The sequence below is a fragment of the Azospirillum sp. UENF 211521 genome, from assembly GCF_058780535.1.
In genome coordinates this window covers 908318-930698 of sequence record NZ_JBSNCF010000002.1, presented here as the reverse complement: position 1 = coordinate 930698, position 22381 = coordinate 908318, and the positions used below count along the sequence as shown (strand labels likewise).

23 protein-coding genes are annotated in these 22381 nt (G+C 68.6%); 9 read left to right on the top strand and 14 right to left on the bottom strand.

Annotated elements, in window-relative coordinates; translation table 11 throughout:
• The first annotated feature begins 129 nt into the window (after positions 1-129).
• From ACWPN5_RS20975 to ACWPN5_RS20965, 3 genes are all read left to right on the top strand, one after another.
• Positions 130-1035, top strand: coding sequence for a prephenate/arogenate dehydrogenase family protein (locus ACWPN5_RS20975; protein ID WP_174440307.1), 906 nt, complete (start codon positions 130-132; stop codon positions 1033-1035).
• 193 nt (positions 1036-1228) lie between these two features.
• Positions 1229-2245, top strand: coding sequence for a sulfate ABC transporter substrate-binding protein (locus tag ACWPN5_RS20970; RefSeq protein ID WP_492297189.1), 1017 nt, complete (start codon positions 1229-1231; stop codon positions 2243-2245).
• Positions 2246-2292: 47 nt separating this feature from the next.
• Positions 2293-2904: a helix-turn-helix domain-containing protein gene (locus tag ACWPN5_RS20965; RefSeq protein ID WP_492297188.1), complete on the top strand. Its 612-nt coding sequence runs from the start codon at positions 2293-2295 to the stop codon at positions 2902-2904.
• 58 nt (positions 2905-2962) lie between these two features.
• Here the strand turns inward: ACWPN5_RS20965 and ACWPN5_RS20960 are convergent, their stop codons facing one another.
• The gene (locus ACWPN5_RS20960; protein WP_492297187.1) at positions 2963-3901 is read right to left on the bottom strand and encodes a LysR substrate-binding domain-containing protein; all 939 of its coding nucleotides are present in this window, start codon (positions 3899-3901) and stop codon (positions 2963-2965) included.
• A 234-nt stretch (positions 3902-4135) separates the two neighbouring features.
• On the opposite strand from ACWPN5_RS20960, the gene ahpC reads away from it, so the two are divergent.
• On the top strand, positions 4136-4699 hold the full coding sequence (gene ahpC / locus ACWPN5_RS20955; protein WP_145680804.1) for an alkyl hydroperoxide reductase subunit C: 564 nt from the start codon (positions 4136-4138) through the stop codon (positions 4697-4699).
• Between the two features lie 231 nt (positions 4700-4930).
• Positions 4931-6511 carry an alkyl hydroperoxide reductase subunit F gene (gene ahpF, locus ACWPN5_RS20950; RefSeq protein ID WP_040134338.1) on the top strand — a complete coding sequence of 527 codons (1581 nt, stop codon included), beginning with the start codon at positions 4931-4933 and terminating at the stop codon, positions 6509-6511.
• A gap of 115 nt (positions 6512-6626) precedes the next feature.
• Here the strand turns inward: ahpF and ACWPN5_RS20945 are convergent, their stop codons facing one another.
• The 7 genes from ACWPN5_RS20945 to ACWPN5_RS20915 all read right to left on the bottom strand — a co-directional run bounded on the left by ACWPN5_RS20945 (position 6627) and on the right by ACWPN5_RS20915 (position 14058).
• The gene (locus ACWPN5_RS20945) at positions 6627-8903 is read right to left on the bottom strand and encodes a xanthine dehydrogenase family protein molybdopterin-binding subunit (protein ID WP_492297186.1); all 2277 of its coding nucleotides are present in this window, start codon (positions 8901-8903) and stop codon (positions 6627-6629) included.
• Positions 8900-9898 carry an FAD binding domain-containing protein gene (locus ACWPN5_RS20940; RefSeq protein WP_145680802.1) on the bottom strand — a complete coding sequence of 333 codons (999 nt, stop codon included), beginning with the start codon at positions 9896-9898 and terminating at the stop codon, positions 8900-8902. The genes ACWPN5_RS20945 and ACWPN5_RS20940 overlap by 4 nt, the downstream gene beginning before the upstream one ends.
• A complete protein-coding gene (locus tag ACWPN5_RS20935) occupies positions 9895-10431 on the bottom strand; it encodes a (2Fe-2S)-binding protein (RefSeq protein ID WP_145680801.1) in 537 nt (178 codons plus the stop codon). The genes ACWPN5_RS20940 and ACWPN5_RS20935 overlap by 4 nt, the downstream gene beginning before the upstream one ends.
• 182 nt (positions 10432-10613) lie before the next feature.
• On the bottom strand, positions 10614-12230 hold the full coding sequence (locus ACWPN5_RS20930) for a hypothetical protein (RefSeq protein WP_492297185.1): 1617 nt from the start codon (positions 12228-12230) through the stop codon (positions 10614-10616).
• Between the two features lie 224 nt (positions 12231-12454).
• Positions 12455-13099 (bottom strand): metal-dependent hydrolase, encoded by a 645-nt coding sequence (locus ACWPN5_RS20925; protein WP_492297184.1) that lies wholly within the window; start codon positions 13097-13099, stop codon positions 12455-12457.
• 213 nt (positions 13100-13312) lie between these two features.
• A complete protein-coding gene (locus ACWPN5_RS20920; protein WP_014198408.1) occupies positions 13313-13732 on the bottom strand; it encodes a hypothetical protein in 420 nt (139 codons plus the stop codon).
• A 26-nt stretch (positions 13733-13758) separates the two neighbouring features.
• Positions 13759-14058, bottom strand: coding sequence for a cupin domain-containing protein (locus ACWPN5_RS20915; protein ID WP_014198409.1), 300 nt, complete (start codon positions 14056-14058; stop codon positions 13759-13761).
• 246 nt (positions 14059-14304) lie between these two features.
• On the opposite strand from ACWPN5_RS20915, the gene ACWPN5_RS20910 reads away from it, so the two are divergent.
• Entirely contained in the window at positions 14305-16197 is a 1893-nt protein-coding gene (locus tag ACWPN5_RS20910) for a DEAD/DEAH box helicase (protein ID WP_145680798.1), read from the top strand.
• A 90-nt stretch (positions 16198-16287) separates the two neighbouring features.
• Positions 16288-16671 (top strand): response regulator, encoded by a 384-nt coding sequence (locus ACWPN5_RS20905; RefSeq protein ID WP_492297183.1) that lies wholly within the window; start codon positions 16288-16290, stop codon positions 16669-16671.
• A 10-nt stretch (positions 16672-16681) separates the two neighbouring features.
• Here ACWPN5_RS20905 and plsY read toward each other — a convergent pair whose 3' ends face one another.
• Genes plsY through ACWPN5_RS20875 form a run of 6 tightly spaced genes read right to left on the bottom strand, consistent with a single transcriptional unit; the run spans position 16682 to position 21488 of the window.
• Positions 16682-17275, bottom strand: a complete 594-nt coding sequence (plsY, locus tag ACWPN5_RS20900; RefSeq protein WP_145623934.1) for a glycerol-3-phosphate 1-O-acyltransferase PlsY — start codon at positions 17273-17275, stop codon at positions 16682-16684.
• Between the two features lie 4 nt (positions 17276-17279).
• Entirely contained in the window at positions 17280-18587 is a 1308-nt protein-coding gene (locus tag ACWPN5_RS20895; protein WP_492297182.1) for a dihydroorotase, read from the bottom strand.
• Positions 18580-19557: an aspartate carbamoyltransferase catalytic subunit gene (locus tag ACWPN5_RS20890; RefSeq protein WP_145680795.1), complete on the bottom strand. Its 978-nt coding sequence runs from the start codon at positions 19555-19557 to the stop codon at positions 18580-18582. Before ACWPN5_RS20890 ends, ACWPN5_RS20895 begins: the two co-directional genes overlap by 8 nt.
• Positions 19558-19612: 55 nt before the next feature.
• Positions 19613-20119, bottom strand: coding sequence for a hypothetical protein (locus ACWPN5_RS20885; protein ID WP_492297181.1), 507 nt, complete (start codon positions 20117-20119; stop codon positions 19613-19615).
• Between the two features lie 28 nt (positions 20120-20147).
• Positions 20148-20504, bottom strand: a complete 357-nt coding sequence (locus ACWPN5_RS20880; protein ID WP_200476747.1) for a DUF6152 family protein — start codon at positions 20502-20504, stop codon at positions 20148-20150.
• A gap of 30 nt (positions 20505-20534) precedes the next feature.
• Positions 20535-21488, bottom strand: coding sequence for a transcriptional regulator GcvA (locus ACWPN5_RS20875; RefSeq protein WP_145680792.1), 954 nt, complete (start codon positions 21486-21488; stop codon positions 20535-20537).
• A gap of 167 nt (positions 21489-21655) precedes the next feature.
• On the opposite strand from ACWPN5_RS20875, the gene ACWPN5_RS20870 reads away from it, so the two are divergent.
• Positions 21656-21886, top strand: coding sequence for a DUF1127 domain-containing protein (locus ACWPN5_RS20870; RefSeq protein ID WP_200476745.1), 231 nt, complete (start codon positions 21656-21658; stop codon positions 21884-21886).
• Positions 21887-21922: 36 nt separating this feature from the next.
• Complete coding sequence (locus ACWPN5_RS20865) at positions 21923-22354, top strand: GFA family protein (protein WP_492297180.1); 432 nt, start codon at positions 21923-21925, stop codon at positions 22352-22354.
• The last annotated feature ends 27 nt before the right edge of the window (positions 22355-22381 follow it).

The window sequence follows — 22381 nt, the reverse complement described above, 5'->3', positions numbered from 1 at the left end:
AGAGGGGGGCGCGCCGTTGCGCGCGTTTCCTCACGAGGCGGCCGGGCAAACTTTCCCTTGGTCACAGGGCGCCTTGGTGCTTTATAGCGGGGCGTTCTGCAACCCATCCGCAGCCGGTGCCTTGAGATCATGAGCGAGACCGCAGCCCCTCTGGCCGCCCCCCTGTTCGACCGCGTCGCCATCGTCGGCGTGGGTCTGATCGGTTCGTCCCTGGCGCGAGCGCTCACGCATTATGGGGTGGCGCGTCAGGTCGTCTGCGCGGACCGCAGCCCGGAGCATTGCGCCAAGGCGATGGAGCTTGGCATCGTTGAGCGCGCCACCACCGATTTGGCGGAAGCCCTGGAGGGTGCCGACGTGGTGGTCCTGGCAACGCCCGTCGGGGCCTTCGCCGAGGTAGGGGAGCAGCTTGGGCCGCTGCTGCGGCCCGGCATGATCGTGACGGACGTCGGCTCGGTGAAGCAGGCGGTGCTGCGCGACGTCGGGCCGCACATTCCGGACGGCGTGCACCTGATCCCTGGCCACCCGGTGGCGGGCACCGAGCATTCGGGGCCAGAGGCCGGCTTCGCCACCCTGTTCCAGGGCCGCTGGTGCATCGTCACCCCGCCGCCCGGCGCCAACGAGGGCGCGGTGGACAAGGTGGTGACGATGTGGCGCCGCATCGGTTCCACGGTGGAACTGATGGACGCCAACCATCATGACCGCGTGCTGGCCATCACCTCGCACCTGCCGCACCTGATCGCCTACACCATCGTCGGCACGGCGTCCGACTTGGAGGACGACACCAAGTCCGAGGTCATCAAGTTCTCGGCCGGCGGTTTCCGCGACTTCACCCGCATCGCCGCCAGCGACCCGGTGATGTGGCGCGACGTGTTCCTGAACAACCGGGAAGCGGTCCTGGAAATCCTCCAGCGCTTCACCGAGGACCTGACCGCCCTCCAGCGCGCCATCCGCTGGGGCGAGGGGGAGCAGCTGCAGGACCATTTCACCAAGACCCGCGCCATCCGCCGCGGCATCATCGACGCCAAGCAGGCCTGACCGGTCCGGTTGCGCCGTTCGGCTGGCGCAACCGTTTGACGACCTATTTTCACATTAAAACTCCGATAAATGATAATTGGACATATGTGAATTACACACCTAGCAGCAAAAGACGACTTGCCTGATAGGGATCGCCCGTGTTCAATAATCCCCGGCATCACGCCATCGACCGTCAGCCTGGGGAACACCGTTCATGCCGTCGCGCTTCAGCCAGAGCCTCATCGCCGTCGGGCTGGTGACCTTGGCCGCCCTGGCGACCGCCAGCGCCGCGAGCCGCAGCACGATCCTGAACGTCTCCTACGACCCGACGCGGGAACTGTACGAGGAGTTCAATCCCGCCTTCGCCCGCACCTGGGCGGACGCGTCGGGGGAGACGGTGGTCATTCACCAGTCGCACGGAGGATCGGGCGCGCAGGCGCGCTCGGTCATCGACGGTCTTGACGCCGACGTGGTGACGCTGGCTCTTGGCTACGACGTGGACGCCATCGCCGACGCCGGGCTGATCGCGAAGGATTGGCGGGAGCGCTTGCCAAACAACAGCTCCCCCTACACCTCCACCATCGTGTTCCTGGTCCGCAAGGGCAACCCGAAGGAGATCAAGGACTGGGACGATCTGGTAAAGCCGGACGTGGAGGTGATCACGCCGAATCCAAAGACCTCGGGCGGCGCGCGCTGGAACTACCTTGCCGCCTGGGCTTATGCGCTGAAGACCAACGGCAACGACGAGGCAAAAGCCAGGCAATTCGTCGCCGACCTTTACAAACACGTCCCGGTGCTGGACAGCGGCGCCCGCGGGGCCGCGCTGACCTTCACCCGCAAGGGCGTCGGCGACGTTCTTCTGGCTTGGGAGAACGAGGCCTTCCTGTCGCTTCAGGAGTTCGGCGCCGACCAGTTCGAGATCGTCGTGCCGTCCCTGTCGATCCTCACCGAGCCGCCGGTGGCCGTGGTGGACAGCGTGGTCGACCGCAAGGGCACCCGCAAGGTGGCGGAAGCCTATGTGCAGTATCTCTACACCCGCGAAGGGCAGGAAATCGCCGCCCGGAATTTCTACCGGCCCCGCCATCCCGAGCTGGCGCGGCAGTACGCCGGGCGCTTCTCCCCGGTGGCGCTGGTGACCGTGGACGACGTCTTCGGCGGCTGGCGCAAGGCCCAGGCGACCCACTTCGCGGAGGGCGCCCTGTTTGACCAGCTCCAGTCGGCGCCCCGCTGAAGCCCAGGACAAGAGCACGCAGTGATGGAACGGGAGGGCCAAACACCATGAGCACGACATCGACCCCCCGGAGCACGGACTCCCGGACGGCGGACGGCGATGCCAACGCGCTGACCGGCGTGATCGCCGAGAACATCCGCAACTTCCGGCTCCGCCAGGGGCTGTCCGTCGACGCGCTTGCCAAGCTGTCTGGGAACAGCCGGGCCGAGTTGGCGGCGGTCGAGGCCGGGCAGGGGCCGTCCAGCATCGATTTCCTGTGGACCATCGCCCGCGCGCTCGACGTGCCCTTCTCCAGCCTCCTCAGCAGCGGGGGCAGCGGCGGAACCACGGTGATCCGGCGGGCGGACAGCCGGCCGCTGGCCTCGCGTGACGGGCGGTTCAGCTCGCGGGCGCTGTTCCCCTTCCGCGGCGAGCGGCAGGTCGAGTTCTACGAGCTGCGCCTCGCCCCTGGCACCGACGAGCGGGCCGACGCCCACACCATCGGCACCGTGGAGAACATCCTGGTCGGGCGCGGCGTGGTCGAGATCGAGACCGGCGATGGCACCCATCGGCTGGAGGAAGGCGACACCATCCAGTTCGACGCCGACGCTCCACACGCCTACCGCAACGTCGGCGACGGCGAGGCGCTGCTGTATCTCGTGATGACCTACGTCTTCTGATTCCGGCGTTCTCTGATTCTGGCGTTCTCTGGCCCTGGATCAGGCGGCGGTCCGCACGCTAGCGTCGCCGTTGGCGGGGGCCTGCGGTCCGCTGTCGCGGGACATCTCCGTCTTCAGGGCGGCGGCGAGTTGCCGGAAGGTTTCCTTGCGGCCGGAGGTGCGGCGCCAGACCAGCCCGATGCGGCGGAACGGCCGCTCCCCGCCCAGCGGGCGGACCACCACATCCAAACCGCGCAGAATCCCCGAGTTCGAGCGCCATCTGCGGCAGCAGCGTCACCCCCAGTCCGTTGGCGACCATCTGGACCAGCGTGTGCAGGCTGGTGCCCTGGAACGCGGCGCTTTGCCGCGCCCCTTCCATGGAACAGGCGGCCAGCGCGTGGTCGCGCAGGCAGTGCCCGTCCTCCAGCAGCAGCAGATCGTCCAGCGCCACGTCGGACGGGCGGGGCGTGGTGACGTCGCTCAACCGGTGCTCGGGCGTGCAGACCACGGAGAAGCGGTCTTCGGCGATGTCGATGGATTCCACGTCGCCGGAGGGGTAGGGCAGGGCGAGGATGGCCGCGTCCAGCTCCCCCGATTCCAGCCGGTCGAGCAGCCGGGCGGTCTGGTCCTCGCGCAGGAACAGCTTCAGCTTGGGAAAGCTGTCGCGCAGCGCCGGCATCACGCGGGGGATCAGGAAGGGGCCGATGGTCGGGATCACGCCGAGATGGAGCGGCCCCGACATCGGGTCTTCCACCGAGCGGGCCATGTCCACCAACTCCTCCGCCCCCTTCAGGACGAGGCGGGCGCGGTCGGCAATCTCGCGGCCCAGCGGGGTCGGCAGGACGGTGCGCCGCGTGCGCTCCAGCAGCGGGGCGCCCAGCAGATTCTCCAACTCCTGGATGCCGGCGCTGAGCGTCGACTGGCTGACGAGGCACGCCTCCGCCGCCTTGCCGAAATGGCAGCGATCGACGACGGCGACGAGGTAGTGGAGCTGACGTAAGGTGGGGAGGGGCTTCATGCACTGCACAATAATCGGTTTTATCGATCAAAGCGATTGGTATTTTTCGCTTCCATCGCTGACCCATTGCCCCTAACTTCCCTGGTGTCAAGCGACCAACGAGGGGGGAGCAGACTTCCGGCAGGGATGCCGCGGCACCGGTAGCCCATATGGGAAACCATTGGGAAGACGGGGCCAAGCGGGCAGGACACCGGAGTGACGCTTGCTCCAATCATTCAGACTGATGGAGAAATCATGTCCTTGATCAACACCGAGATTAAGCCGTTCAAGGCGACCGCTTTCAAGGGCGGCAAGTTCATCGACGTCAGCGACGCCGACCTGAAGGGCAAGTGGTCGGTTGTCTTCTTCTACCCGGCGGACTTCACCTTCGTGTGCCCGACCGAGCTGGAAGACCTGGCCGATAACTACAGCGAGTTCCAGAAGCTCGGCGTTGAGATCTACAGCGTTTCGACCGACACCCACTTCTGCCACAAGGCCTGGCACGACACCTCGCCGGCCATCGGCAAGATCGAGTACACCATGGTCGGCGACCCGACCGCCACGATCTGCCGCAACTTCGAGATCCTGATCGAGGAGAAGGGCCTCGCCGACCGCGGCACCTTCGTCGTCGACCCGGACGGCAAGATCCAGATCGTCGAGATCACCGCCGGCGGCATCGGCCGCGACGCCCGCGAGCTGCTCCGCAAGGTGAAGGCCGCCCAGTACGTCGCCTCGCATCCGGGCGAGGTCTGCCCGGCCAAGTGGGAAGAGGGTGAGAAGACGCTCGCCCCGTCGCTCGACCTCGTCGGCAAGATCTAAGCCTCCCCGGCTTGATCCTCTGGGAACCGCCGGCCGCTACCGCGGCCGGACGGTTCGGCCGCGGCCACGCTGGCCGCGGCGCCACGGCTTCGGGCCCGGATCGATTCCGGGCCCGGATCACGAGTGGCCTTCATCCGTTCAAAAAAAGTCTGTTCAAAGACACTCTGCTGCCCGGACCCGCCCTGGCGCCACCGGGCTCGCTTCGAAAAACCACTTTCGGGAGCCCTCGCCGTGTTGGATAGCAACGTCAAAGGCCAGCTCAAGGCCTATTTCGACAAGATCACGCAGCCCATCGAACTGGCCGCCTCCCTGGACGACGGCGCCAAGTCGCAGGACATGCAGGCTCTGCTGCAGGACATCGCGTCCCTGTCGGACAAGATCACCTTCGTCCGCACCGACGACGACGCGCGCAAGCCGTCCTTCGCGATCAAGCGCACCGGCACCGACATCGGCGTCCGCTTCGCCGGCCTGCCGATGGGCCATGAATTCAATTCCCTCATCCTCGCCCTGCTGCAGGTCGGCGGCCACCCCTCCAAGGAGTCGGCGGAGGTCATCGAGCAGGTGAAGGCGCTGGAGGGTGAGTATCGCTTCGAGACCTACTTCTCGCTGTCCTGCCAGAACTGCCCCGACGTGGTGCAGGCCCTGAACCTGATGAGCGTCCTGAACCCGAGGATCAAGCATGTCGCCATCGACGGCGCGCTGTTCCAGCAGGAGGTCGACTCGCGCAAGATCATGGCCGTCCCGTCGATCTTCCTGAACGGCGAGCCGTTCGGCCAGGGCCGCATGGGGCTGGAGCAGATCCTCGCCAAGATCGACACCGGCGCCTCGCAGCGCGACGCGGAGAAGATCAAGGCCAAGGACGCTTTCGACGTGCTGGTGATCGGCGGCGGTCCGGCCGGCGCCGCGGCGGCGATCTACGCGGCCCGCAAGGGCATCCGCACCGGTGTCGCGGCGGAGCGTTTCGGCGGTCAGGTGCTCGACACCATGGCCATCGAGAACTTCATCTCCGTCTCCCACACCGAGGGGCCGAAGCTGGCCACCGCGCTGGAGCAGCACGTCAAGGAGTATGAGGTCGACGTGATGAACCTGCAGCGGGCGGAAAAGCTGATCCCCGCTGAGGGGCCGGGCGGCCTGATCGAGGTCCAGCTCGCCAACGGCGCCTCGCTGAAGTCGAAGACGGTGATCCTGTCGACCGGCGCCCGCTGGCGCCAGATGGGCGTCCCCGGCGAGGACGAGTACCGCAACAAGGGCGTGGCCTACTGCCCGCACTGCGACGGCCCCCTGTTCAAGGGCAAGCGCGTGTCGGTCATCGGCGGCGGCAACTCCGGCGTGGAAGCGGCCATCGATCTGGCTGGCATCGTCGCCGAGGTGACGCTGATCGAGTTCGACAGCCAGCTCCGCGCCGACGAGGTGCTCCAGCGCAAGCTGCGCAGCCTGCCCAACGTGCGCGTCATCACCTCGGGCCTGACGACCGAGGTGCATGGCGACGGCACCAAGGTGACCGGCCTCAGCTACAAGAACCGCAACACCGGCGAGGTGCACCGGATCGACCTGGAAGGCATCTTCGTGCAGATCGGCCTCGTGCCCAACACCGAATGGCTGAAGGGCTCGGTGGCGCTGAGCCCGCGCGGCGAGATCGAGGTGGACGCCCGCGGCCAGACCTCCATCCCCGGCGTCTTCGCGGCGGGCGACGCGACGACGGTGCCCTACAAGCAGATCATCATCGCCATGGGCGAGGGCTCGAAGGCCGCCCTGTCGGCCTTCGACTACCTGATCCGCATGGCTCCGGTCGAGGCCGTCGCGGCGGCGTAAGGGGGACGTGGTCGTGTAGGGCCCCCACCCAACCCTCCCCCGCTTCGGCTTTTCTCCTCCCCCTGCGAAGCGGGGGGAGGTCGGGAGGGGGGCCCGTCGCGACCACCCAATCCGGTCAGCGCAGTCCCGCCAGCACCTTGTCCAACGTGAGCGGGAAATCGCGCACGCGCACGCCGGTCGCGTGATGGATGGCGTTGGCGATGGCGGCGGGAACGCCGACGATGCCGATCTCGCCGACCCCCTTGGCGCCCAGCGCGTTGACCATGTCGTCGTGTTCCTCGACGAACAGCACGTCGATGTCCGGCACGTCGGCGTTCACCGGGACATGGTACTCGGCGTAGTCATGGTTCATCACGCGGCCCAGCCGGTGGTCGGTGAAGGCCTCCTCCTCCAGACCCATGCCGATGCCCCAGACCACGGCGCCCTGGATCTGGCTGCGCGCCGTCTTGGGGTTGATGATGCGTCCGGCGGCGATGGCGCTGACCACGCGGGCCACCCGGATGGTGCCGAGGTCCTCATCCACCCGCACCTCCACGAAGACCGCGGAATGGGTGGCGAAGGTGTGCCGCGCCCGCGCCAGGAGATAGGGCAGGGCGCGCGCCTCCTCTTCGATGCTGAGGGTGCCGGAACCGCGCATCACGTCGGTGATGGACAGCCGCCGCGCCCGGTCGTTCCGGACGATCAGATGGCCGTCGGCGAAGAGAATGTCCTCCTCCGCCACGCCCTTCAGCGGGCTGTCGTTCAGCTTTCCGGCCAACGTCACCAACTGTGAGCGCACCCGGTCGCACACCGCCTTCACCGCCGACCCGACGGTGGAGACGGTCCAGGACCCGCCTTCGATGGGGGCGGTGGGCAGCGAGGAATCGCCCAGGCAGAAGGTCACCTCCCCGATCGGCAGGCCCAGCACGTCGGCGGCGATCTGCGTCATGACGGTGTAGGTGCCGGTGCCGATGTCGGCGGTGGCGCTGGACACCACCAGCTTGCCGTCGACGCCCAAGACGGCCTTGGCGGCGGCCTGCCCCTGCATGGCGTCCCACACGCCCGCCGCCATGCCCCAGCCGATCAGTTCGCGCCCGTCCCGCATGGAGCGCGGCGCGGGGCTGCGCTTCGCCCAGCCGAACCGCTCCGCCCCCTGCTGGAAGCAGGCCCGCAGCTCCTTGCTGGAGAAGGGGTTTCCGGTGTTGGGGTCGGTCTCCGCGTAGTTCCTCAGGCGAAGCTCCAGCGGGTCCATGCCGAGTTTGCCGGCCAACTCGTCCATGGCGATTTCCAGCGCCGTGACACCGGTCGCCGCCCCCGGCGCGCGCTGGTCCAGCGGCGTGTGCACGTCCAGCCGCGTCAGTTTGTAGTCCAGGCGGACGTTGTCGCAGGCGTATTGCTGCCCCGACCAGTTGACGACGATCTCCACATAGTTCTCGTTTTGGGAGCTTTCCTGCACCGCCTCGTGGATCAGCGCCCGCAGCGTGCCGTCGCGCTCGGCGCCCAGCGCCACCCGCTGGATGGTTTCGGGCCGGTGGCCGAAGCTGAACATCTGCGGACGCGACAACTCCACCCGGATGGAGCGTTTCAACTGCGTCGCGGCCAGCATGGCCATGAAGAGCTGATGCTGCGGCCGCAAACCGGAGCCGAAGGCGCCGCCGACGAAGGGCGACATCACCCGCACGGCGGATTTGGACAAGCCGAAGACGTTGCAGATGTAGGTCTGGCAGTTCTGCGCGCCCTGAGTCTTGTCGTGGACGGTCAGCGTGCCGTCGTCGTGGTGCAGGACCGTGGTGGCGTGCATCTCCATCGGGTTGTGGTATTCCGCCGCCTGGGTGAACTCCGCGTCCACCTGGACGGGCGAGTCCAGGAAGGCCTGTTCCGGGTTGCCGCGCGGCTTTGGCGGGGGCTGAAAACCGCCCTTGTCCTTGCCGGGAGTGAACGTGTTGACGCGGTTGGCGCGCAGGTCGGTCTGGTGGGGGGCCGCCTCATACTCGATATGGACGAGGCGGGCGGCGTAGCGGGCCAGCTCGAAGCTCTCGGCGATCACCAGCGCCACCGGCTGGAGCGCATGGTGGATTTCCGCGTCATAGAGGGGGCGGAACGGCGCCCCCTTGGGCGCGTCGTCGTCCTTCCATTTGCGATCGAACCAGGCGAGGCTCGGCCGGTTCTCATGGGTGAAGACGTGGATGACTCCGGGCAGGGCCAGCGCCGCGGACGCATCGATCCGGGTGATCCGACCACGCGCGATGGCACTGGAGACGATGTAGCCGTGGGCGAGGTCCGGCAGGGTGAACTCGGCCGCGTAGTGGGCGTCGCCGGTCACTTTCTTGCGTCCGTCCACCCGGCTGACGGGCTTACCGATCGGGCCGTTGGGCTCCTTCAGGAAGCCGGGAATGCTGGGAATGGCGGTCATGGGTGGGACGCTCCCTTGCGGTCGGCGGCTTCGCTCAAGGCGCGGACGATGGCGCGCTCGGCGAGTTCAATCTTGAAGCTGTTGTGCTCGTGCCCCTTGGCGTCGCGCAGCAGAACGCGCGCGGCGGCGCGGAAGCTGTCGGGCGCGGCGGGCTTGCCGATGAGGGCGGCTTCGGCCTCCGGGTCGCGCCAGGGCTTGTGGGCAACCCCGCCCAGCGCCAGACGGGCGTCGCGGACGGTGCCGCCATCCAGCTCCAGTCCCGCCGCCACCGACACCAGCGCGAAGGCGTAGGAGGCGCGGTCGCGGATTTTCAGATAGGTCGAATGCTCGGCGAAGCCCTTGGCCGGCAGGTCGATGGACGTCACGAGGTCGCCCGGCCGCAGGGTCGTGTCGATCTCCGGCCGGTCGCCGGGCAGGCGGTGGAACTCGGCGAAGGGGATGCTGCGCTCGCCGTCCGGCCCACGCACTTGGACGACCGCGTCGAGGGCGGCCAAAGCGACGCAGAGGTCGGATGGGTGAACCGCGATGCACTGGTCACTGGCGCCCAGGATGGCGTGGATGCGGTTTACCCCGCCGATTGCGCCGCAACCCGACCCCGGCTCCCGTTTGTTGCAGGGGGTGGCCGTGTCGTAGAAGTAGTAGCAGCGGGTCCGCTGCAGAAGGTTGCCGCCGTTGGTCGCCATGTTGCGGAGCTGCGCCGAGGCCCCGGCGAGGATCGCCTTGGACAGCATGGGGTAGCGGGTCTGCACGCGCTCGTCGTAGGCGGTGTCGGCGTTGCGGGCCAGCGCGCCCAGCCGCAGGCCGCCCCCCGCCGTCTCCTCGATCCGGTCCAGCGGCAGGCGGGAAATGTCGATCAGCCCGCCCGGCCGGGCCACGTCGGCCTTCATCAGGTCGAGCAGGTTGGTTCCTCCGGCGACGAAGGCCGTCCCGGAGGCGCCGGCTCGCCCGACGGCGTCCGCCGCGCTGTCGGCCCGGGCGTAGGTGAAGGACCTCATGGCGCGCCCTCCGCCTTCGGGCCGGCGATGGTCATGGCCTGACGGATCGCCGCGACGATGTTGGGATAGGCCCCGCAGCGGCACAGGTTGCCGCTCATCAACTCGCGGATCTCATCGTCGGTGGTGGCCTTGCCTTCGGCGATCAGCCCGGCGGCCGAACAGATCTGGCCCGGCGTGCAGTAGCCGCACTGGAAGGCGTCATGCTCGATGAAGGCGTCCTGAAGCGGGTGGAGCGAGTCGCCGGTGGTCAACCCCTCGATGGTGGTGACCTTGCGGCCGTCCTGCATCGCCGCCAGCGTCAGGCAGGCGTTGATGCGCCGCCCGTCCACAAGCACGGTGCAGGCCCCGCACTGGCCATGGTCGCAGCCTTTCTTGGTGCCGGTCAGCTCGAGATGCAGGCGCAGCGCGTCGAGCAGGGTCGTCCAGGGAGCGAGATGGAGCGTCCGCTCCACCCCGTTGACGGTCAATGTGACGGGAATCGGCGCGGGCGGCGGGACGACGGCCGGGCGCGGGCTGGCCTTGAGCGGTGCCATGAAGACTTCCGGATCTGCGGGGGAGCGCCGGACGCCGCCATGATAACGGGCTGCGCCGACTTCACATGTCCGGACAACAGGAGGTTGGCACCGCCGTTCCGCAGCCGGAACGAACCGGCCGTGAACAGGCGCACCCGCAATTTGGGAACAGGCAGAGGAAATGTGGGATCGGTGGTCCGCGGTTACTTCTTCGCGGTGCCGGCGATGCCGGATTTCTCCGCGGCGTCCAGCAGGGTGACGACCTCCGGAGCGACCCACCAGCGGCAGCGCTTGCGCTCGTCGCTCGACACGGCGATGACGCGGTCGATCAGGCGGGATTCCGAGTCGCCGAACGTCTTCTGCTGCCGCAGGGCCGCCTCGATCACCCCGGCCAGCGCGATGTCGAGCGCGGTGATTTCGATGGGGTAGCTCAGCATGTCCGCCAGATCGGCGAGCTGGCCCAGCGCCCGCAGCCCTTCGGCGGCGCCGGTGGAGGACAGGCGGCGGAACACCGTGGCGACGTGGTTGCCGTCCTCCGCCCGCCACGGCTTGCCCGACGACACGATGCCGCGCCGCGCCAGCTGCGACTGAAATTCGTTGACGAAGCGCACGCGCTCGATCAGCGGGTCGAGCACGCTGTGCATGGTCAGCGCCTCGATCCGCCGCGCCAGGACGGGGGCGAGGTCCTCGTGCACGGCGTTGCTCAGCTCGCGGAACGCCTGATGGACCATGTTGCGTTCGCGGTCGGTGGTGTCCAGCTCCAGCGCGTGGACGGCGTCGTACCAGGCCAGGAAATGCTGCAGCTGGGCGGAGGGATGGTCGCGGTCGTCGACCGCGTCCGCCACCAGCAGGCCCGGCTTGCTGAGGAAGCTGCCGGTCAGCGTGGCCTTCAACGCCTCCGCGGCGACCAGAAGGCGGCCAATGATGGCGTCCTTGGCGACGGCGACGGGGAAGGCTTCGAACAGGCGGATCGCCAGAGCGGCGTCGTCGCGCCGGTGCAGGCCGGCCACCGCGAACATGGCCGCCCCCTCGCGCGTGCAGTCGCCGCGGCGCACCATCTCCCGCCCCAGACGCACCGGGTCGCCGTGCAGCAGCGACGGCAGGGGCTGGTCCGCCCAGGCCGGGGCCGCCAGAAGGATGGTTTCCATCCGCTCCAGCTCCGCACGGGCGACACCCTCGCGCTGGCGCACGCCGTGGCGTTTCAACATCTGCGCGCGGAAGCCCGACACCTCGGCCAGGAAGGCGGTCGCCTCCGCGGGCGTGGCGCGCAGGCGGGCCAGCACGGCAAGGCTGCGCTGGCGCAGCTCGTCGGCCCAGACCTGCGCCTCGGCGGAGGCGAAGATCTCGTTCAGCGGCTGGTCCTTGGCGAGGCGCGCCACCGTCTCCTGGACGCGGCCGACCGCCGGCTCCAGGCGCGGGGCCAGGGCGAACCACCAGGCGCTGACGTCTGCCAGGTGCAGGGCGCCGGCCAGCCGCACCCCGCTGGTCAGCAACGAATCGTCGCGCAGGATCAGCGCGTCGAACAGGCCGGTCCAGACGCGGCGCGCGTGCTCCGACCGCCGCCCGTTCAGCATGGTGACCAGCATCTGGGCGACCGGCTCGGCCATGTCCTCCAGATACCCGTCGCGGATCATCTTGTAGAGCTGGAGCTTCTGCCCATGGTCCAGCGGGGCCAGCACGTCCGACACACGCTTCAAACTCTTGTCCTGCCCGCCGGGCAGGCCGGACAGCGAGAGGTGCAGCGGCGGCATCGCCGTCACCGCATCGGGCGCAGCGCCGTCGGCCGCCTGCGTCTCTTTCGACATCCGGAGCTTTGCCATGGTCGGACCCATCCGCATCGATGCGTGTGGAATTTCAATCTAAGATCGATTGGATATGGTTGTTAGAATATGCCTAAAAAGCCTAACGAATCACTAAGCGGTGACAAAGACAGATTTTCGCGGGCTCTATGACGAAATGTAACAAGGTTGATGAAACAGAAAGCAAAGATGACTCATTGACCGTTACATTAAAAACACAACCCGGGCGGTCATGACTCAGCCTTTCAGCGGTCGGGTCTTCGCCGGCTCGGCGGGTTTGCGCGCGGGGATGGGGGCGCGCTGCGTTCCCGCCCCTCCTCTCCGAGGAAACCTTGCGCCGCGACGACGGCGGAGCGCCACGGGCGGTCCATCGCGATCCAATTGTCGAAAGGCAGGCGGTCGAGAGGCAGGCCCGGCCAGGAGGCGGAGAACAGGCCGGAAATCATCCAGCCGGCCAGCAGCGTGACCGCCAACTGCTCCGAGAATCCGCCGGTCTTCAGGATGGGCAGCGCGAAGTTGCGCCGCCGCTTGATCGGCCACAGCAGCGGCAGCCCCGCCGGAGTCAGCAGGTCGCCGGCCAGATGGGTCAGATAACCGATCAGGAAGGGCAGGATCAGGTGCGAGTAGTCCGCGTACTCGTGCAGGGCCCAGAAGCATCCCGCGATGGCCAGTGTGGAGTGGGTGACGCCGCGATGCCCGAAGACGGCGGAGATCACGTTCGACAGGGGCCGCATCAACTGGCCGAGCGTCGATTTGGGATGGTCGATGTCCGGTGCCAGGGACCCGACCACCGCCGCCCCGAAGGCCACCACATCGAAGGGCAGGCCGAATCGCGCCGAGGCGTAAAACCACGCCGCCCCGCCGACGATCATGTGGGAAGAGGCCATCATGGGCGGTCACCGCGGGACGAGCGATGAGGCACAGGGCGTCAGAACGCGCGAAGGCTGTGCCTGGGTGACGGCCACTCTGTCGTTTGCTCCCGGATTCCTGGTTCCTAACACTAGGACAGAAGTCGCGCCCACACAATCCCGGCCTGATCAAGAGGGATTCCGAAATGACATGGCGCCTATGCGTTCACAGGCGTCCGCGATGGAGGCACGCCCTCAGCCCGCCGGGCCGCGGCTGCAGGTGGCGCCGATGGCGCGCAGGGCGTTGCGCACCCGCCCGACGCTTTCGCGGTCCGGCAGGCTGTACCAGGTGATCGTCAAGGCGACCGGTGCGGCGCGGCGCAGGCCATGAACGTCGCCGGGGGCGGCCTCGACGACGCGGCCCTGGCTGCCGACGAACCACCGCCAGCGCTGCCCCTCCCCGTCGGCCAGCGATTGCCAGACCTCGCGGGAGTCCCGGTAATAGGCCCCGCCTCCGGCGTCCGCCGCGTCGGCGTAGAGGTAGAGCGGATTTTCGGGCGACAGCGAGAGCAGCAAATGCTGGACGGACCGCGGCCCGCCGGAACGGATGACGGCGTCGGGAAGCGGCTCGTCGCCGTCCTGGCCATAGTCGAACATGGTGGAGCCGCGGTGCATCGGTCAGTCGGATCGGGCGTGAGGGGTCAGCCGGGCTGGAGGAATTCGACCTCGACGAAGACGATGTCGCTGTCGCCGTCGTTGATGACGTTGTGGCTGACGCCGGCCTTGCGGAAATAGGAACGGCCCGGTTCCAGCGGGAACTGGCGGGCGTTGCCGTCCGGATCGACGATGGTGAAGGCGCCGGCCGTCACCGGAACGATCACATAGTCGTAGCCGTGCACATGGGCGCCGGTTTCCGCCCCCGGCACCAGACGCCATTCGGTGACGCGGGTGCGCTCGTTCTCGACATGCTGGGTGGAAACCGCCTGCGGACGGGTGCTCATCGTCTGGTGCCCTCGTTGCTCGTCTCGTTGGGGACTTTTCAAAAGAACAATTCGTGTACCACGAAGCCCGAGCCGCGCCCAGACCGAAGCGCATCCGGCGCCTTTCCTTCGGACTCCTTTGGCGAGCAGCCCCCCTCCTTTGGAGGATGTCTACCTACGATTGAATCCGTGACCCGATGACTCCCCGCAGCTTAGCCTTGCCGGTCCGTACCGCGCAAAACCGTCAGGGAGGGGCGTCAGGCCGGCATGCCAGCGTTGAGGAGCCACCAGACCATGGTCGCCGGCGTCGCCGCGGCCATCGCGCAGCGGCAGACGGACGTGCGGGACGTGCTGGCCGCGGTGACGCCGGGTGGAGGCAAGTCGCTGCTGCCGGTCATCATGGGGGCGGCGCTGATGCGCGCCGGGCTGATCGACCGCATCTGCTGGATCGTGCCGCGCGACAGCCTGCGCCGGCAGGCGGAGGAGGCCTTCGCCGATCCGCGCTGGCGCGAGGCGCTGGGTCACGGGATCGCACTGCGGGCGGCGGAGAACGGGCGCGATCCCTGCCGCGGCCTCCAGGGCTACGTCACCACCTATCAGGCGGTCGCGGCGGCCCCGGACCTGCACCTTCAGGAGTTCCGCCGCCACCGCTATCTGCTGGCCGTGGACGAATTGCACCACCTGCCCGCCGTCGCCGACAGCGGTGCGGCGTCCACGGCGGAGGACGAGACCGCCTGGAGCCGCTCCATCCTGCCGCTTCTGGAAAGCGCCGCCGCCCGGCTGCTGATGAGCGGCACCCTGGAGCGGGCGGACGGGCGCCCCATCCTCTGGCTGCCCTACCGCACCCCGCAGGGGGTTCGGCGGGTGCGCGAGATCGATTTCAAGGCGCCGGGGTGGGCCATCGTCGGCTATTCGCGGCGGCAGGCGCTGGCCGAGAAGGCCATCCTTCCGGTGACCTTCGGCGCGATGGACGGCACCGCGACATGGCTGGACGCGGAGCGGACGACGCGCAGCGTCGACGCGCTGTCCCGCGCCGGGGAGAACACCCGCGACGCCCTGTTCACCGCGCTGCGCACCGGCTTCGCCCAGGCCATGCTGCGCGAGGCCTACCGCTCCTGCCGCGAGCACCGGGCGAAGCGGCGCGCGGCGGCGACCGGTCCAAATGGGGCGGAGCATGAGGGCGCCGGGTTGGGCAAGCTGCTGGTGATCGCGCCGGACCAGGAGACCGCCCGCAACTACCTCGACACGCTGCGCGGCTGGATGCCCGGCGCGCAGGCGGCGCGGATGGCGCAGATCGCCATTTCCGAACGGCGCGACGCGCAGGAGGTGGTGGCCGCCTTCCGCCTGCGCCCCGAACCCGCCGTTCTGGTCTCCGTCGCCATGGCCTATGAGGGGCTGGACGCGCCGGCCATCTCGCACGTCGCCTGTCTGACCCACATCCGCTCCCGCCCCTGGCTGGAGCAGGCCATCGCGCGGGCCACCCGCGTCGATCCCCACGCCGGCGCCTACGAGCAGCAGCGGGCGGTGATCTACCATCCCTCCGACATGATGTTCGAGCGGTTCCGCCAGATGGTCGAGACCCAGCAGGGCACGCGTGCCATGGTCAAGATGCGGCGCCAGCACGAACTGCCCTTCGAGCGCACGGTGGAGGCGGAGCCGGAGATCATCCCGCTGGAATCCAACGCGACGGCCCTGCGCTTCGCCGTGGTGGCGCCCGGCCCCGATTTCGGCAACCCGCCGCCGGGGCGCGATTCCGCCGACCGCCCCTCGGCCGAGCGCCCGTCAAAGGACGGGGTGCAGGTGCCCAGCGCGGTTGAGCATCATTTGCGCCAGCGCATCGGCCAGATCGTGGCGGCCCAGGTGATCGAGGACCAGGACAACAACCTCGTCGCCGAAGGGCCGGTCAGCTACCACACCTACAACGCCGTGCTGAAGCGCTGCATGAACAAGGCGCGGTCGGAGATGACCCTGTCGGAGCTTGAGGCCGCCCTCGGCTGGCTGGAGCGCAACCGCATCTCCGATCACCTGCACCTGATCGCCGACGACCCGCAATACCGCTGGTCGAGCCGCCGCAAGGGCCGAGGGGCGGGGTCGGTCACGGCCTTTTCGAAACCGGCCCGCCGGACGCCATCCCCTGGGACGGGAAAGCCGGCGTCCTAAATAACGCACCCCGGCACACTTTTTTGCAGGAGCGAAGACATTGGCCTTCGTAGAATGTGTCGGCCCGTTCGCCACCCGTGGAGGTTACCGGTGCGTTTCGCGAGGCCGCTCAAGATTCTTCTCGTGGAGGACGATTCGCTCACCGCCATGGCGATGGCCCGCATGCTGGAAATGGCCCATTGCACGGTGACCACCGTGACGGACGGCGAAGCCGGGCTGAGCGCCCTGGCCGAGGACTGCTTCGACGCCGTCATCACCGATCTGGTCATGCCGCGCCTGGGTGGCGAGGCGATGATCCGCCAGTTGCGCCGCAACTGGCCCGACCTGCCCATCGTCGTGCTGTCCGCCTCTCCGCCCGAGGACGGAATCCCCGGTTTGCAGGACGGGGAGGGCGGACCGCTGGTGATCCTGCGCAAGCCCGTCCTGGCGGGGGAACTTCTGGCGGCGTTGGATCAGGTGTTCCTGAAGACCTGACCGGACGTGGTCAGGCCTTCTTCTTGCCGAAGCTGATCTTCGGCTCCTCGCCCTTCAGCAGGCGTTTGATGTTCGCGGAATGGCGGATGGCGACCAGCACGGCGATGAACAGGCACAGACCCGCCACCAGCGGCCCGCCGAAGATCCAGCCGAAGATCGGGCTGAGGCCAAGGGCGGTCAGGGCTGACAGCGACGAAATTTTGAACAGGAAGGCCATGGCGAGCCACGTCGCGCAGGCGATCACGCCGACCGGCCAGGACACCGCCAGCAGCACGCCGAGCGCCGTCGCCACGCCCTTGCCGCCCTTGAAGCCGAGCCAGACCGGGAAGCTGTGGCCCAGCATGGCGCCGCCCGCCGCGAAGACCGCCGCCTCCGGCCCCGCCCAGGCGAGGGCGAGCAGGGCGGCGATGGCGCCCTTGCCGCTGTCCAGGATCAGGGTGGCGGCGGCGAGCGGCTTGTTGCCGGTGCGCAGCACGTTGGTGGCGCCGATGTTGCCGGAGCCGATCTTGCGGATGTCGCCCAGCCCGGCCAGCCGGGTCAGCACCAAGCCGAAGGGAATCGAACCCAGCAGGTAGCCCAGCAGGGCCGAGATCAGGAGGGTCACCGGATCAGCCCTCGAACTGCCAGACGGTGCGCCCGTCCACCACGGTGCGCAGCGGACGGCCCTGGACGGGGCGGTCCTCGAAGGGGCTGTTCTTCGACTTCGACTTGAAGGCGGCCACGTCCACCTTCCACGGCACATCCAGGTCGAAGGCGATCAGGTCGGCGGGGGCGCCCTTGGCGATGCGGCCGAGCGGCAGGCCGAGGAGTTCGGCCGGCTTCACGGTCACGCAGGCCAGCGCCTTCAGCAGCGGCATGGCGCCCTTGTGCACCAGTTCCAGGGTCAGCGGGAACAGCGTCTCCAGCCCGATCACGCCGCAGGCGGCCTGGGCGAAGGGCAGGCGCTTCTGATCCTGGTCCTGCGGCGTGTGGTCGGACGCGATGGCGTCGATGGTGCCATCGGCCAGACCCTCGACGATGGCCCGCCGGTCCATCTCGCCGCGCAGCGGCGGCGAGACCTTGGCGAAGGTGCGGTAATCGCCGACGTCCGTCTCGGTCAGGGCGAAGTAATGCGGGGCGGTGTCGCAGGTGACTTTCAGCCCGCGCGCCTTGGCGCGGCGGATCAGGTCCACCGACTCGCCCGTCGTAACGTGGGCGAAGTGCAGCCGGCCGCCGGAGAGTTCGAGGAGGCGCAGGTCGCGTTCGATCATGATGATCTCAGCCTCCCGCGGGATGCCGACGAGGCCGAGGCGGGTGGCGCGCTCGCCCGAATTCATCATGCCGCCGCTGGCGAGGCTCGGCTCCTCCGGATGCTGGACGATCAGCTTGTCGAAGGTGCGGGCGTAGCTGAGCGCGCGGCGCATCGCCTTGGCGCTGGCGATCGCCTTGGTGCCGTCGGTGAAGGCCACGGCCCCGGCGCGGGACAGCAGGCCCATCTCGGTGATCTCGTTGCCCTCGGTCCCGCGGGTGGCGGCGGCGTAGGCGAAGACCTTGACCAGACGCACCTCGCGGGCGCGCCGGGCGATGAACTCCAGGCTCGCCACCTCATCGGTCACCGGATCGGTGTTGGGCAGCAGGACCACGGCGGTGATGCCACCGGCCACCGCGGCGCGCGACGCGCTCTTGATGGTGTCCTTTTCCTCCTCGCCGGGCTCGCCGATCAGGACGCGCATGTCGACGAGGCCCGGGGCGAGGCACTGGCCCTGGAGGTCGACGACCTCGATCCCCTCCGGCACGCCGTCGGCGAACAGGGACGGGCCGAAGTCGGCGATCTTCGCGCCTTCGGTCAGCAGGTCGCCCCGCTGGTCCAGGCCGCTGGCGGGGTCGAGCAGGCGGGCGTTGCGGTAGGCGACGCGGGGTGCGTTGGAATTAGGCATTGGAACCCCGGCCTTCATTTTTAGTAGGGTCGCGGGTGAGAAGGTCGAGCACGGCCATGCGGACGGCCACGCCCAGCTCCACCTGATCGAGGATCATGGAGCGCTTGAGGTCGTCGGCGACCTCCGAATCGATCTCGACGCCGCGGTTCATCGGGCCGGGGTGCATGACCACCGCGTGCGGCTTCGCCACCGCCAGCTTCTCGTAGTCGAGGCCGTAGAAGTAGAAGTATTCGCGGGTCGAGGGGACATACTGGCCGCTCATCCGCTCGGTCTGGAGACGCAGCATCATCACCACGTCGGCGTCCTTCAGGCCGGTCGCCATGGAGTGGTGGATCTCGACGCCCAGCCGGTCGATCTGCGAGGGGATCAGCGTCGGCGGCGCCACGACGCGGACGCGGGCACCCATGGCGTTCAGCAGATGGATGTTGGAGCGCGCGACGCGGCTGTGCAGGATGTCGCCGCAGATCGCCACGATCAGCCCTTCGAGGCTGCCGAGGCGGCGGCGGATCGCCAGCGCGTCCAGGAGCCCTTGCGTCGGGTGCTCGTGATGGCCGTCGCCGGCGTTGATGACCGAGCAGTTGACCTTGTCGGCCAGCAGCTTCACCGCCCCCGAATCGGCGTGGCGAACGACCAGCGCGTCGAGGTGCATGGCGTTCAGCGTCATCGCCGTGTCGATCAGCGTCTCGCCCTTCTTCACCGAGCTGCCGTCCGACGACATGTTGATGACGTCGGCGCCGAGCCGCTTGCCGGCCAGTTCGAAGCTGGTGCGGGTGCGGGTCGAATTCTCGAAGAAGAGGTTGACGATCGTCCGGCCGTCGAGAAGCGACGACTTCTTCGTGGGCTGGCGGTTCTGCTCGACGTAGCCGTCGGCGAGGTCGAGGATGGTGGTGATCTCGCCTGCCGTCAGCCCCTCGATGCCAAGGAGGTGGCGGTGCGGGAAAACCGTCGTGGAATGGGGCGATCCGGTCATGGGCCGCGACTATAGGAGCGGTCCCGGACGCCCGCAAGCGCGCCCTATGACCTTTTTAAAGGTAGGCGATGAGGCGCCCGCAGGCCAGGGCGCCGACCCACAGCGCGAGCGAGGCAGCGCCCGCGAACCGGGCACCCGGTGGCGGCTGGTCCGCAAGGCTCCACTCCGCCATCCGACGGCCGGCGAGCCGGTGAAAGGCCAGGATGTTGAGCAGGGCCAGCCCGATCAGCGTCAGCTTCGCCAGGAAGGCCGGGTTGCCCGCCAGCGCCGTCGCCTCCGTCGTGAAGAGGAGGAGGCCGGTCGGCACCGCCAGCGCGAAGCCGGTCACCGCCACCGGCAGGAGCAGCCGCGCCAGCGCATCCGCCGGCAGCAGCGGCGCCCGGACCCCGATCAGACGCAGGTCGAAGGCCAGGATGGACCCGACGAGAAGCGCGAAACCGAGGATGTGCGTGATCTCGACCAGCGGATAGAGCCAGATCGACTGGCGCAGCGATTCGCCGAGCCCGGACGTCTCCAGCGCGACGAGCCAGCCGGGGCCGGCGGGGGCGAGATCGTGGTCCATGCTGAGCGACCGGGCGCGGGGGCCGCCGTCAGCGCAGCTCGATGGTCTTGTCGGCGGCGGTGATGCGCTCCGCCCGCAACTCCGCCGGGTCGGACTTGGCGGGATAGCCGACCACCGTCACGGTCTGGCCGGGCTTGATCGAATCGGCGGGCAGGCCGCGTGTGCTCATCCGGCTGGGCGGGGCGAGCACGACGTGCCAGACCTTGCCGTCGGCCTGGAGGTTCAGCATGGCGTGCGGGTTGTTGAAGGCGATCTGCTGCACGGTGCCGGTCAGCGTCATCTCCTGGCCTGCCTCATAGCCGCCCCAACCATGGTGGGCGGAGGCGGGCCAGGCCAGCGAAGCGGACAGCAGGGCGGCGAGGGCGAGCGGACGTGCGGGCGTCATGGCGCAACCTTTCCCCGGTCAGGCGTCTGTTCAGGCGTCTGGGGAAGAGGTTGTGGCGGACTCCGCCGCGGACAAGGTCCGGCTGTGAGCGTCCGTAGGATCGGCGGCGGCCTCCTCGAACAGCCAGTCGCGGAACGCCTTCACCTTCGGGCGCGAGAAGTAATGGGGCGGGGCGGCGACGTAATAGGCGTAGTTGCCCGGCAGATGGACGTCGAACAGCCGCACCAGCCGCCCGGCGGCGACATCGTCCGCCACCAGGACGCCGCGGGCCAGAGCCACGCCGCCGCCCTCCGCCGCGACCTGGAGCAGCAGCGCCGAATCGTCGAAGCGCGGGCCGCGGGCGTGGTCCAGCCCGCCGATGCCCGCGGCCTCGCCCCAGGTGCCCCAGGTGATGAAGTAGTCGTCGTGGAGCAGCGTGTGGTGGCGCAGGTCCTCCGGGCAGCACAGGGGGCGGGGGCCGTCGAGAAGCGACGGGCTGCACACCGGGTAGATGTCCTCGGTCATCAGCCGCTCGCAGCGCAGGCCGGGCCAGTTGCCGGCGCCGAAGCGGATGCCGATGTCCACGTCCTGCTGGGTGAAATCCACGAGCTGCGGGGTGGTGTGCAGCCGCACCTCCAGCTCCGGATGGCGGGCCTGGAAGCGGCCCAGCCTCATGACCAGCCACTTTGCGGCGAAGCTCGGCATGGTCGAGATGGTCAGCGCGCCGGACCCGTCCATGCGGAACAGCCGCTCCGTCGCGTGCGACAGCGTGTCGAGCGCGTCGCGCACCGGCGGCAGGTAGGACTGCCCGGTCTCGGTCAGGATCAGCGCGCGGTTCATCCGGCGGAACAGCGGCATGCCCAGCCATTCCTCCAGCCCCTTGATCTGGTGGCTGACGGCGGCCTGGGTGACGTGAAGCTCCTCCGCCGCCTTGGTGAAGGACAGGTGCCGCGCGGCGGATTCGAAGGCGCGCAGGGCGTTCAGCGGCGGCAGGCGGCGGGCCATGGAGCGACTCCGGGACACGGGCTTCGGATTAGTTTTACTAATCCAAACTATGAGAAAGCGTCGTTTGTGCGCAAGGACCGGGTGGCTCATCCTCCAGTCACGGAACACAGTCCGGAACGTCGGGCGACAGACGCCGACGACCACCGGAGACACGAGGAGACGCGGTCATGGCCCAGAGCATGAATGACGGCATGAACACCCGCACCGACGCCCAGGAGCGGCCCGGCCAGGGGATCGGCGGTGCGCTGGTCGCCCTGTTCGACACGGTGGCGACCTGGAACGAGCGGCGGCGGCAGCGGCGGGCGTTGGAGGCTTTGCCCGATCATCTGTTGCAGGACATCGGCCTGTCCCGCGCCGACGCGGTGACCGAGGCCGACAAGCCCTTCTGGCAGGGCTGAGGCAATTCCATCTGGGAAACGGACGGGAGCGGACCGATGAGCGATGGCGGAGTTCTGGTGGGCGGTGTTCTGGCGGGTGGATGCCTGTGCGGCGCCTTGCGCTACACGGTGACCGAGCGGCCCATGGGGGTGGTGAACTGCCATTGCGGCCAGTGCCGGCGTTTTCACGGCCACTTCGGCGCCTACATCACCGTCCCCCGCACGGCGGTGGCGGTGTCCGACGCGGAGGGCACCCTGTCCTGGTACCGCTCGTCGGCGAAGGCGCAACGCGGATTCTGCGCGCGCTGCGGGTCTTCGCTGTTCTGGAACGGCGACGGGTCCAACCTGTTCGACGTCGCCGCCGGCAGCCTGGACCAGCCGACCGGCCTCGCCACGCTGCGGCACATCCATGTGGCGGACAAGGCGGACTATTACACCATCGACGACGGTCTGGAGCGCTTCCCCCAGGGCGCTCCCGAGCCGCCATAAGTGGCGGGACAAGTCGTCGCACATTAT

Bases quoted from the DNA above. Each gene is read 5' to 3' on its own strand.
- ACWPN5_RS20975 (WP_174440307.1), top strand. From the start codon at position 130: ATGAGCGAGACCGCAGCCCCTCTGGCCGCCCCCCTGTTCGACCGCGTC.
- ACWPN5_RS20870 (WP_200476745.1), top strand. From the start codon at position 21,656: ATGGCCCAGAGCATGAATGACGGCATGAACACCCGCACCGACGCCCAG.
- ACWPN5_RS20915 (WP_014198409.1), bottom strand. From the start codon at position 14,058: ATGAGCACCCGTCCGCAGGCGGTTTCCACCCAGCATGTCGAGAACGAG.
- ACWPN5_RS20935 (WP_145680801.1), bottom strand. From the start codon at position 10,431: ATGGCACCGCTCAAGGCCAGCCCGCGCCCGGCCGTCGTCCCGCCGCCC.
- ACWPN5_RS20880 (WP_200476747.1), bottom strand. From the start codon at position 20,504: ATGACGCCCGCACGTCCGCTCGCCCTCGCCGCCCTGCTGTCCGCTTCG.
- ACWPN5_RS20925 (WP_492297184.1), bottom strand. From the start codon at position 13,099: ATGATGGCCTCTTCCCACATGATCGTCGGCGGGGCGGCGTGGTTTTAC.
- ACWPN5_RS20945 (WP_492297186.1), bottom strand. From the start codon at position 8,903: ATGACCGCCATTCCCAGCATTCCCGGCTTCCTGAAGGAGCCCAACGGC.
- ACWPN5_RS20930 (WP_492297185.1), bottom strand. From the start codon at position 12,230: ATGGCAAAGCTCCGGATGTCGAAAGAGACGCAGGCGGCCGACGGCGCT.
- ACWPN5_RS20960 (WP_492297187.1), bottom strand. From the start codon at position 3,901: ATGAAGCCCCTCCCCACCTTACGTCAGCTCCACTACCTCGTCGCCGTC.
- ACWPN5_RS20970 (WP_492297189.1), top strand. From the start codon at position 1,229: ATGCCGTCGCGCTTCAGCCAGAGCCTCATCGCCGTCGGGCTGGTGACC.
- ahpC (WP_145680804.1), top strand. From the start codon at position 4,136: ATGTCCTTGATCAACACCGAGATTAAGCCGTTCAAGGCGACCGCTTTC.
- ACWPN5_RS20965 (WP_492297188.1), top strand. From the start codon at position 2,293: ATGAGCACGACATCGACCCCCCGGAGCACGGACTCCCGGACGGCGGAC.
- ACWPN5_RS20920 (WP_014198408.1), bottom strand. From the start codon at position 13,732: ATGCACCGCGGCTCCACCATGTTCGACTATGGCCAGGACGGCGACGAG.
- ACWPN5_RS20895 (WP_492297182.1), bottom strand. From the start codon at position 18,587: ATGCCTAATTCCAACGCACCCCGCGTCGCCTACCGCAACGCCCGCCTG.
- ACWPN5_RS20865 (WP_492297180.1), top strand. From the start codon at position 21,923: ATGAGCGATGGCGGAGTTCTGGTGGGCGGTGTTCTGGCGGGTGGATGC.
- ACWPN5_RS20910 (WP_145680798.1), top strand. From the start codon at position 14,305: ATGCCAGCGTTGAGGAGCCACCAGACCATGGTCGCCGGCGTCGCCGCG.
- ACWPN5_RS20890 (WP_145680795.1), bottom strand. From the start codon at position 19,557: ATGACCGGATCGCCCCATTCCACGACGGTTTTCCCGCACCGCCACCTC.
- ACWPN5_RS20940 (WP_145680802.1), bottom strand. From the start codon at position 9,898: ATGAGGTCCTTCACCTACGCCCGGGCCGACAGCGCGGCGGACGCCGTC.
- ACWPN5_RS20875 (WP_145680792.1), bottom strand. From the start codon at position 21,488: ATGGCCCGCCGCCTGCCGCCGCTGAACGCCCTGCGCGCCTTCGAATCC.
- ACWPN5_RS20885 (WP_492297181.1), bottom strand. From the start codon at position 20,119: ATGGACCACGATCTCGCCCCCGCCGGCCCCGGCTGGCTCGTCGCGCTG.